General features: G+C 69.5%; 3 protein-coding genes. All 3 read left to right on the top strand.

All coding sequences use genetic code 11. The features are described from left to right. Positions 1–3145, top strand: a 3145-nt coding sequence (locus HG543_RS46275; protein ID WP_169351368.1) for a type I polyketide synthase, incomplete at its 5' end; no start/stop codon positions are given. 138 nt (positions 3146–3283) lie between these two features. Continuing rightward, entirely contained in the window at positions 3284–9052 is a 5769-nt protein-coding gene (locus HG543_RS46270) for a type I polyketide synthase (protein ID WP_281404538.1), read from the top strand. Then, positions 9045–10714 (top strand): type I polyketide synthase (locus tag HG543_RS46265; RefSeq protein WP_246357784.1); only part of this gene is annotated, 1670 nt, incomplete at its 3' end. The genes HG543_RS46270 and HG543_RS46265, both read left to right, overlap by 8 nt.

Raw genomic sequence — 10714 nt, 5'->3', positions numbered from 1 at the left:
CTGGGAGGGGCTGAAGGGGCTGTACGAGAAGGGGTACCGCGTCTTCCTGGAGGTGGGGCCGAAGCCGACGCTGGTGGGGATGGGCAAGAGGTACCTGGGGCAGGCAGAGGCGCAGTGGGTGGGAAGCCTGAGGCAGGGCAGCAGCGACTGGGAGCAGATGCTGGGCAGCCTGGCGAGGCTGTACGTCCGAGGCGTGGAGGTGGACTGGGCGGGGTTCGACAAGGACTGCGCGTGGCGCCGCACCTCGCTGCCCACCTATCCCTTCCAGCGCGAGCGCTACTGGGTCGAGCGACCTCGCGGGCCCGAGCGCGCCGCAACCGCGGGTGCTGGCACCCATCGCCTGCTGGGGCGGCGCATCTCGTCGCCGGTCCTCAAGGAGACGGTCTTCGAGTCCTCGGTGAGCACCGGCGCGCTGGCGTTCCTCGAGGACCATCGAGTGCATGGCGCGGCGGTGCTACCCGCCACCGTCTACATGGAGATGGCGCGGGCCGCGGCCACCGAGCTTTTCGGTGCTGGCGCTCATGCGGTGGAAGAGCTGCTCATCCATGAGGCGCTCGTCCTGCACGGTGACGAGGTTCGAACCCTCCAGCTCATCCTCACGCCGCGAGGCGATGACACGCTCGCCTTCCAGCTCTTCAGCGCGCGGGGCGACGCCTGGAGGCTGCACGCGGCGGGGACGCTCCTCAAGGCCCAGCAGAGCATCGCCGCGCCCGAGCCCCTCTCGCTCGACGGGTTGCTGGCACGGTGCGCCCAGGAGGTACCGGCGGCGACGCTCTACGAGTACTTCCAGGCGCGGGGCATCAGCTACGGGCCGGGCTTCCGCGGTGTCGAGCGCGTACGCCTCGGCCGTGGGGAGGCGTTGGGACGGATTCAGCTCCCCGAGAGCCTGGCCTCGGACGAGGTGGTGGCTTCCATCCATCCGGCGCTGCTCGATGCCTGCCTCCAGCTCTGTGGTGCCGTGCGTCTCGAGGAAGACGCACGTGCCTCCGAGGACATGCTCTACCTGCCCGTCGGGTTGAGGCGGCTCACGGTCTGGCGTGCGCCGGGGACGGCGTGCTGGAGCCACGTCTCGCTGCAGCCTCAACAGCCCATGGCCGAGGGGACGTTGACCGGGAACGTGCGCCTCCTTGATGAGGCCGGCGCGGTGTGCGCCGAGCTGGAGGGGCTCCGGTTCCAGCGGGTGAGTCGTTCGGCGCTGCGGCGGATGGTCGGGACGGGGAATGACTGGGCCTACGAGGTCCGGTGGGAGCCGCGCTCGCGAAGTGGCCTCCCGGAGGGCGCTGCCCTTCACGGGACGTGGGTGCTGCTCGCTGATGCCGAGGGCCTCGGGGCCGCGCTCGCGAAGTCCCTGGAAGCCCGTGGGGCACGTTGCGTGTTGGCTCGTCCCGGAAGTGCCTATGAGGCTCGTGACGGACGGACCTTCACCCTCGACCCGGCGCGCGTCGAGGACTTCGCCCGCATGCTCCAGGAGGCCGAGGGGACGAGCGGCCAGCCCTGCGCGGGCGTCGTGCACCTGTGGGGACTCGATGGCGGAGGGGAGGAGCCGGCGGCACGGGATGTTGGCTGCAAGAGTGCTCTCCACCTGGTTCAGGCCCTCGGAAGGACCGGGGCCGCGGTCCCCCCGCGCCTCTGGGTGGTGACACGTGGCACGCAGCGCACGGGCCATGAGCGTTTCGTGCCAGCGTTGACGCATTCGGCGCTGTGGGGCTTTGGTCGCACCCTTGCGACGGAGCACCCGGATCTCTGGGGGGCGCTCCTGGACCTCGATTCCGGCCCGCGCGAGAGCGATCTCGCGCTGCTGACCGAGGAGTTCCTCCGTGCTCCGGACGGCGAGCAGGTCGCCTATCGGAACGGACGGCGGTATGTCGCTCGCCTCGTGCGGTGCACGGGCCTGGACGCTCGGCCTTCGGCTTCACGTTTCCGGCAGGATGCGAGCTACCTGCTCACGGGCGGACTGGGGGCCATCGGCCTTCACGTGGCTCGGTGGATGGTCGAGCGTGGGGCGCGGCACCTGGTGTTGATGGGGCGCAAGGAGGCCAGCGACGCGGCGCGGGACGCGTTGCGGTCGCTACGGGAGGCCGGCGCGAACATCCAGTGGGTGCAGGGTGACGTCTCGCGAGCCGACGATGTCGCGCGGGTGCTGGCCACCATCGCCCGGAGCGGACCTCCGCTGCGCGGCGTGATGCACGTCGCCGGCGTGGTGGAGGACGGCATGCTCCTCCAGCAGGACTGGCCCCGCTTCGAGCGCGTGCTCGCGCCCAAGCAGCAGGGCAGCTGGAACCTGCACCACCAGACGAAGGACCTGGAGCTGGACTTCTTCGTCCTGTTCTCTTCCTCGGCCTCGCTGCTGGGGGCCGCCGGGCAGGCCAACTACGCCGCGGCGAACGCGTTCATGGATGCGCTCGCACACCACCGGCGGGCACTCGGGCTCCCGGCGGTGAGCATCAACTGGGGACCCTGGAGCGGCGGCGGAATGGCGGCCTCGCTCCATGTGCCTGAGCAGCGGCGCTGGTTCGATTGGATCGAACCGGAGCAGGGCCTGGAGCTGCTGGGGTGGGTGCTCGAGGCGGCCTCGGCGCAGGTGGCGGTGTTGCCCATCGAGTGGACGAAGTACGTCCAGCGCTTCGGAGACGCGGGCGCCTCGAAGCTCCTGGAGCAGCCCATCGACGAGGCGCGGGCGGGGAGGCCCCGCGCGACGGTGACTCCGATGCTGGAGCGTTTGAAGGGCCTGCCGCGCCACCGGCAGCAGGAGACCCTGCTCGAGCACGTCCATCATCAGGTCGCCCAGGTGCTGGGGCTGGATGCCTCCAAGCCCATCCCAGACAACCAGGGGCTGTTCGATTCGGGTCTGGACTCGCTCATGGCCGTCGAGCTGCGGAACCGCCTTCAGGCCAGCCTCGGCCTCGAGCGTCCCCTGTCGGCCACGCTGGTCTTCGAGCACCCCACCATCGAGTCCCTCACCCACCATCTGGCCACGGAGGTCTTCGCCCTGGGACCCCTCGTGTCCGGAGCGGAGAAGTCGTCTGGGAATGGAGAAGCCCCGGACACGACGCTGGCGGAGCTCGAGCAGCTCCCTCAAGACGAGCTGGGGGCAATGCTCGACCAGAAGCTGGCGTCCCTCGAGAAGCTGATGGGCGGGAACTAGTTCCCACCGTTGTCCGAAGCCCTGCTCCGACATCCTTGCCGCGACATTCCTGAGAGAGGCACGAAGAAGATGAGCAGCTCCTTGGAACAGCAGGATCACAGTGGCCGTCTGGCTCGCGCCCTGGTTGCGCTGGAGAAGATGCAAGCCAGGCTCGAGGCGAGCGAGCGCGAGAAGAGGGAGCCCATCGCCATCATCGGCATGGCGTGCCGCTTTCCGGGTGGAGGGAATGATCCGGCGGCGTTCTGGGAACTCCTGCGCGAGGGACGTGACGCCATCATCGAGGTGCCGCCAGACCGGTGGGCTCTCGAGGACTATTACGATCCAAATCCCGACGCGCAGGGGAAGATGTACACCCGCTGGGGCGGCTTCCTGAAGGGAGTCCGGCTCGACGAGTTCGATGCCCGGTTCTACGGCATCTCGCCGAGGGAAGCGGCGAGCATGGATCCCCAGCAGCGGTTGATGCTGGAGGTGACGTGGGAGGCCCTCGCCAACGCGGGGCAGGCCCAGGAGCGAATCACCCACAGCCTCACGGGTGTGTTCGTCGGGGTGATGCTCAACGACTACGCCCAGCTCCAGGCGCAGCAGGGGGACCCGGCATTGATGGACGCCTATATGGCGTTCGGCAATGACTCCAGCTTCATGGCCGGCAGGATTTCCTACATCCTGGGCGCCCAGGGACCGAGCATGGCGGTCAACACCGCGTGCTCCTCGTCGCTCGTGTCGGTGCACCTGGCCTGCCAGAGCCTGCGCGCCCGAGAGAGCAACATGGCCATCGCGGGTGGCGTGAGCGTGATTCTCGCGCCGGAGGGACACATCGTCTCGTCCCGGCTCCGCTCACAGTCACCGACGGGGCGCTGCAAGACCTTCGATGCCTCCGCTGACGGCTACGTGCGTGGCGAGGGCTGCGGCGTCGTGATTCTCAAGCGACTCTCCGATGCCATCGCTGACGGAGACCCCGTGCTGGCCGTCATCCGCGGAGGCGCCGTCAACCATGACGGCCCCAGCGGCGGGCTGACGGTCCCCAGTGGGCCGGCGCAGGAAGCGGTGATTCGCAGGGCGCTCGCCAGCGCCGGCGTGGAGCCCACGCAGGTGGGCTACATCGAGGCCCACGGGACGGGCACCCCGCTGGGCGACCCGATTGAAATCCGCGCGCTGCAGAAGGTGTTCGAGCCCGGAAGAGACCGGTCGCAGCCGCTCTCCCTGGGTTCCGTCAAGACGAACGTCGGGCACCTGGAGGCGGCGGCTGGAATCGCGGGGCTCATCAAGGTGGTGCTGATGCTCCAGCACCGGGAGATTCCGCCCCACCTCCATCTGGCGAAGCCCACGACGGCCATCCCCTGGCATGAGCTGCCGCTCACCGTTCCCACCCGGTTGCAATCCTGGGAGGCCGGGTCCGGCAAGCGCGTGGCGGGCATCAGCTCGTTCGGCCTGAGTGGCATCAACGCGCATCTCGTCATCGAAGAGGCGCCGGAGCAGGCGCGGCGGAGCCCGGAGGACGCACCCGCGCGGCCTGCATACCTGTTGCCGCTGTCGGCGCGCGGCGAGCAGGTGCTCCAACACCTCGCGCGCGCGTATCAGGCCTTCCTGACGACGGGAGGGCCGGGTGCCCGTCCGCGACTCGAGGACATCTGCTACACGGCCAGCGCGCGGCGCGGCCACTACGAGCACCGCCTGACCGTGGTCGGACGCACGCACGAGGAGCTCGCGGACCATCTGGGTGCCTTCCTCCGAGGCGAGCCCCGCCCGGCGGTCTCCTACCGCGAAGCCTCGCACCGCCGGCCGAAGGTGGTGTTCGTGTTCCCCGGTCAGGGCTCCCAGTGGCCCGGCATGGCCCGGGAGCTGCTCCGCGTTTCACCGGTGTTCCGCTCCACGCTGGAGGCGTGTGACCGGGCCATGCGGGCCCATGTGGACTGGTCCCTGCTGGAACAACTCAACGCGGACGAGGCGTCGTCCCGGATGGGAGACATCGACGTCATCCAGCCGACGCTGTTCGCCATCGAGGTGGCGCTCGCGGCGCAGTGGCGCGCCTGGGGCATCGAGCCCGATGCGGTGGTGGGGCACAGCATGGGCGAGGTGGCCGCCGCCTACGTGGCCGGCGTTCTCAGCCTGGAGGATGCCACCCGGGTCATCTGCCGCCGGAGCGTGCTGCTGCGACGCATCCGTGGCAAGGGCGCCATGGCGCTCGTGGAGCTTTCCCTCTCCCAGGCTCGGAGTGCCCTGGCCGGCTTCGAGGCCCGCCTGTCCATCGCGGCGAGCAACGGCCCGACGACCACGGTGCTGGCGGGCGATCCGGACGCGTTGCAGGAGGTCATGGCCCGCTTGCAGCAGCGGAACGTCTTCTGCCGCGGCATCAAGGTGGATGTCGCCTCCCACTCCCCCCAGGTGGAGCCCCTGCTCTCCGAGCTGCGAGGCGTGCTCGAGGAGGTGCATCCCAAGGCGGCGAGCCTGCCCGTGTACTCCACCGTCACGGGCGGCGCGACCGATGGGATGGACTGGGATGCCGCCTACTGGCAGCGGAACCTCCGTGAGCCGGTGCTGTTCTCGCCTGTCATCCAGCAGCTCCTGGCGGGTCAGCACCACGTCTTCCTGGAGCTCAGCCCGCATCCCATCCTGTTGCAGTCCATCGAGAGGATCTCCCACGCTTCCAAGCAGGAGGGCCTCGTGTTGCCCTCGCTGCGGCGGGACGAGGGCGAGCTGGAGGTCCTGCTGCAGTCCCTCGGGGCCCTGCACACGGCGGGGCATCCCATCGACTGGCGGGCGCTCCATTCCGAGCGCGGCCAGTGCACGCTCCTTCCCTCCTATCCCTGGCAGCGCTCACGCTTCTGGCTGGAGCCACGGCGAGCAGGTCCTCGTCTCGCGGCGGGGCCGTCCACTTCCCGCGAGGAAGACACCGTGGCCCTGGTGGCCAACGCGCATCCCGAAGCGGCGGAGCCCGAGCACGCCGATGGAACGCCCTCGCGCTTCTACGACGACTCCGTGGAGCGGGAGCGGGTGCTGGCGCCGGATGAGGTCTACCTGACCTTTGGCATCCAGCGGCAGCCCGTGCCGGGCTTCTCCTGGCTCATGAGCGTCTACGGGCTCTCGGAGCGGCCGGAGCACACGGAGGTGCTGCTCGACGGGCAGCGCGGGCTGCGGTCGGTGCTGTTCCGTGGAGTCCGCTGGTCTTCCGTGCGCAAGGTGCTCGACTTCGGATGCGGGTACGCCTCCGACCTCATCTCGCTCGCCCGGAAGTTCCCGCACCTGACGCTGCATGGCTACACCATCTCGGCGGAGCAGGCGGCCATCGACGTGGAGCGCGTGCGGGCGCGTGGGCTCCAGGACCGTGTCCGGGTCTTCGCGCGAGACAGTGCGAAGGATGCCTTCCCGGACCGCTACGACGTGGCCTTCGGGTTCGAGGTCGCCACTCACGTCGCCGACAAGAACGCGCTGTTCTCGAACCTCTCTCGAAGTCTCCTGAACGGTGGGTTCCTGCTCCTCGCGGACTTCATCGCCAACGGCGCGTCGGCGATCAACGTCGAGGAGACGGCCTCGTACAACATCAACGCCGAGGAATGGGCGGAGCTGCTGGCCCGCCACCACTTCCGCGTGGTGGAGAGCATCGACATCAGCCGCGAAGCCGCCAACTTCCTCGATGACCCCGGGTTCGATCGCCACCTTGAGCTCGTCGCTCAGCGCTTCAAGCTGAGCGACCTGGTGAGACGGAACTTCGATGCCATGCGCAACTTCGGCAAGGCACTCGAGAAGGGACTGATGAGCTACGCGCTGCTGGTCGCCCAGAAGGACGACTATGCCGGTGGGCCCTACCTGGCCCGGGTGAATCGCGCGAAGCTCGAAGCCCTGACACCGCTCGCGGCGTTCGAGAGCGGAGGGGCCTGGGCGGCGCCCTCCGAGGACGCGGAACTGGAGAGTCTGGCTCCGCTCGCGTCGCGCGAGTGGGTCTACGAGGTGTCGTGGCCAGAGAAGGCGCGCGCGGCGGGGCGCGACGGAGAGCGGAAGGGCGCGGCCCCTGGACGGTGGCTGCTTCTCTCTGACCGCACGGGCGTGGGCGAGGCCCTGGCCGCACGGCTGCGGGCGCGAGGCGAGCGCTGCACGGTGCTCCACGCGGGCCTGGGCGACAAGGCGCGGGGGCCTGACCAGGAGAGCGTCAATCCAGCGGACCCCGCGGATTGGCAGCGCGTCATCGACCGGCTGACGGGAGATGGAAGCGGCCCCTTCCGGGGCGTGGTGCACCTCTGGAACCTGGACTTTGGCGGCGGCGCGGCACCGGGCGGGACGGCGCTGGACGAGGCGCTGCGGCTTGGCTGCGGAAGTCTGCTGTCGTTGGTGCAGCGCCTGGGCCGGGGGATGAACGCGAACACGCGGCTGTGGCTGGTGACGCGGGGCGCTCAGGCCGTGGGCTCGGACGCGGTGTCCGTCGCGCAAGCGCCGCTGTGGGGCGCGGGCCGCGTGCTCGCGCTGGAGCACCCGGAGCTGTGGGGCGGGCTCGTGGACCTCTCTCCAGAGGGGAACGCGGGCGAGGTCGAGGCGCTGTGTGAAGAGCTGTGGGCACCCGATGGCGAGGACCAGATTGCGTACCGCGGGCAGAAGCGGCACGTGGCCCGCTTGATGCATGGCGAGCTACCCCCGGCGGGCGAGCTCACCTGGCACACCGACGGGGCCTACCTCATCACCGGCGGACTGGGCGGCCTCGGTCTGCAGGTCGCACGGTGGCTGGCGGCGCGAGGTGTCCGCCACCTCGTCCTGGCTGGACGCACCGGGCTTCCCGAGCAGAGCCAATGGGACGCTCTCCCCAGCGACAGCCACGCCGCACGTCAGGTCAAGGTGATTCGGGAGCTCCAGGCGCAGGGTGTCTCGGTCCGGAGTATCCGGTGCGACGTCGGCGAGCCGGCGCAGGTTCGCGCGCTCATCGAGGAGCTCCGACGCGGCCCGGTTCCGCTCGTGGGCATCTTCCACGCCGCGGGCGTTTCGGCGCACCGCCCGTTGATGGACACCGGTCCGGAGGTCCTCTCCTCGGTGTTCCACCCCAAGGCCATGGGCGCGTGGATGCTGCACGAGCTCACCCGGGATCTGCCGCTCCACTGCTTCGTCTTGTTCTCTTCCGCGTCGTCCGTGTGGGGCGCTCAGGGAATGGCCGCCTACGCCGCGGCGAACCACTTCCTCGACGCCCTCGCCCGCCATCGCAAGTCGCTGGGGCTCGCGGTGACGTGCATCAACTGGGGCCGCTGGAGCGAAGGAGGCATGGCGGGTTCCGAGCAGGCCCAGCGCTTCTTCTCGCAGGTGGGCCTGGAGGCGATTCCGACCGAAGCGGCGCTCTCGCTGCTGGAGCGCCTCGTCGGCGCGGGGGTGACCCAGAGGACTGTCGCGGCCGTGGACTGGAGCCGCTTCAAGCCGCTGCAAGAGGCCCGGCGGCGCCGGCCCTTGCTCGAGCACATCTCGACGGGGACGGCGGCAACGAAGGCTCCCGCCGCGGAGGGCGCCGCCCGCTCCGAGTTGTTGCTCCGCCTGGAGGAGGCCCCCCCGGGCAGACGCCGCGCCCTGCTGCTGGAGCATGTCCGGGGCGAGGCGGCGCGTGTCCTGGGGGCCGACCCCTCGGCGCTGGCGCCCCAGCAGGGATTCTTCCAGATGGGCATGAACTCGCTCATGTCCGTCGAGCTGAAGAATCACCTGGAGAGGAGCTTGCGGCACAAGCTCCCGTCCACGCTCGCCTTCGAGTACCCGACCGTCGCGGAGCTGACCGATTTCCTGGCGAGGGACGTGCCGGCTCTCGCGGCGCTCGTTTCGTCGCACCCGGAGCCGTCCCTCGAGGACAGCGCCATTCTCGAACTGTTGAGTGAGGCGGAGCGGCTGTCCGAGGCCGAGCTGCACTCGCTCGCCCATTCTTTCCCTGGAGAGGACTCAGATGAGTGACGTCATGGAGAAGCTGGTTCGCGGTCTCTCCCCCGAGAAGCGCGTAAGCCTGGCCAAGATGCTCCTTCGCTCCGCGGGCGAGGAGCTCCCCGAGCAGAAGACGGCGGAGCCCGTTGCCATCATCGGAATCGGCTGCCGGTTCCCGGGTGGGGCGAACGATGCGGAGTCGTTCTGGAAGCTGCTGCGCGAAGGCGTGGACGCCGTCCAGGAGGTGCCGCGCAGCCGTTGGGACATCGATGCCTATTACGATCCCGACCCCTCCGCTCCTGGGAAGATGTACACCCGGAACGGCGCGTTCCTGGAGGGGGCGGATCTCTTCGACCCCTACTTCTTCGGCATTCCTCCGCGCGCGGCGGCGAACCTGGATCCGCAGCACCGGTTGTTGCTCGAGGTGGCCTGGGAGGCGCTGGAGCACGCGGGAATCGCCCCCAAGAGCCTCGCGGGCAGCAAGACGGGTGTGTTCATCGGCGGCGGCACCGGGGATTACACCCAGCTCATCCAAGCCAAGGGCGCCGACAGCATCGACGCGACCTATCTCACCGGCAGCCTGCTCACGTTCGCGACCGGTCGCCTGTCGCACTTCTTCGACCTGCAGGGCCCGAGCCTCGCGGTCGACACGGCCTGTTCCTCGTCGCTCGTCGCGGTCCACCTCGCGTGTCAGAGCCTGCGTTCGGGTGAGAGCTCGCTGGCCCTCGTGGGTGGCGTGAACCTGATTCTGACGCCCCAGGGGACGATCACGACCTGCAAGGCCCGCATGCTCGCCGTCGACGGCCGCTGCAAGACGTTCGACGCCGCCGCGGACGGTTATGGACGAGGCGAAGGGTGCGGCATCGTCGTGCTCAAGCGCCTCTCCGATGCCCTCGCGGACGGGGACAACATCCTCGCCGTCATCCGCGGCACGGCGACGAACCAGGACGGGCACAGCAGTGACCTGACGGTGCCCAATGGACTCGCGCAGCAGGCGGTGATTCGCCAGGCCCTCGAGAACGCGGGGCTCGAGCCGACGCAGGTGGACTACGTGGAAGCACACGGCACGGGCACCTCGCTGGGCGATCCCATCGAGCTGCGTGCCCTCGGTGCCGTCTTCGGGAAGAAGCGGGAGAGCGGACAGCTGCTCCGGGTCGGCTCGGTGAAGACCAACATCGGTCACCTCGAGTACGCGGCGGGCATCGCGGGTCTCATCAAGCTCGTGCTCGCCTTGAACCACCGCGAAATCCCCTCGCATCTGCACTTCAAGCGGGGCAACCCCTACATCCCCTGGAATGAGCTGCCAGTGGAGATCCCCACGCAGCACACCCCCTGGACGGCGCGAGACGGAAAGCGCGTTGGCGGCGTGAGCTCGTTTGGTGCCAGCGGCACGAACGCGCACGTGGTGCTGGAAGAGGCCCCGGAGGTGGAGAAGCGGAATCGGGGAGCGCAGCGGCCGAAGCACGTGCTCAGCGTGTCCGCGCGAAGCGAGAAGACGTTGAGGGCGCTGGCGGGCAGCTACGCGAAGCGCCTGGAGGGGAAGGGGCCGGAGGAGCTGGGAGACCTCTGCTTCACGGCGAACACGGGCCGGGCCCGATTCGAGTACCGGCTGGCGGTGGTGGGAGAGACGACGGAGGAGGTGCGCCAGGAGCTGGCGGCGTACGCGGCGGGCGGAGAGGTGGAGCGGGGAGGGGT

This window comes from Pyxidicoccus fallax (assembly GCF_012933655.1).
Taxonomy (GTDB): domain Bacteria; phylum Myxococcota; class Myxococcia; order Myxococcales; family Myxococcaceae; genus Myxococcus; species Myxococcus fallax.
Note: the sequence above shows the minus strand (reverse complement) of the source record. Positions and strands in the feature narration are given on the sequence as shown.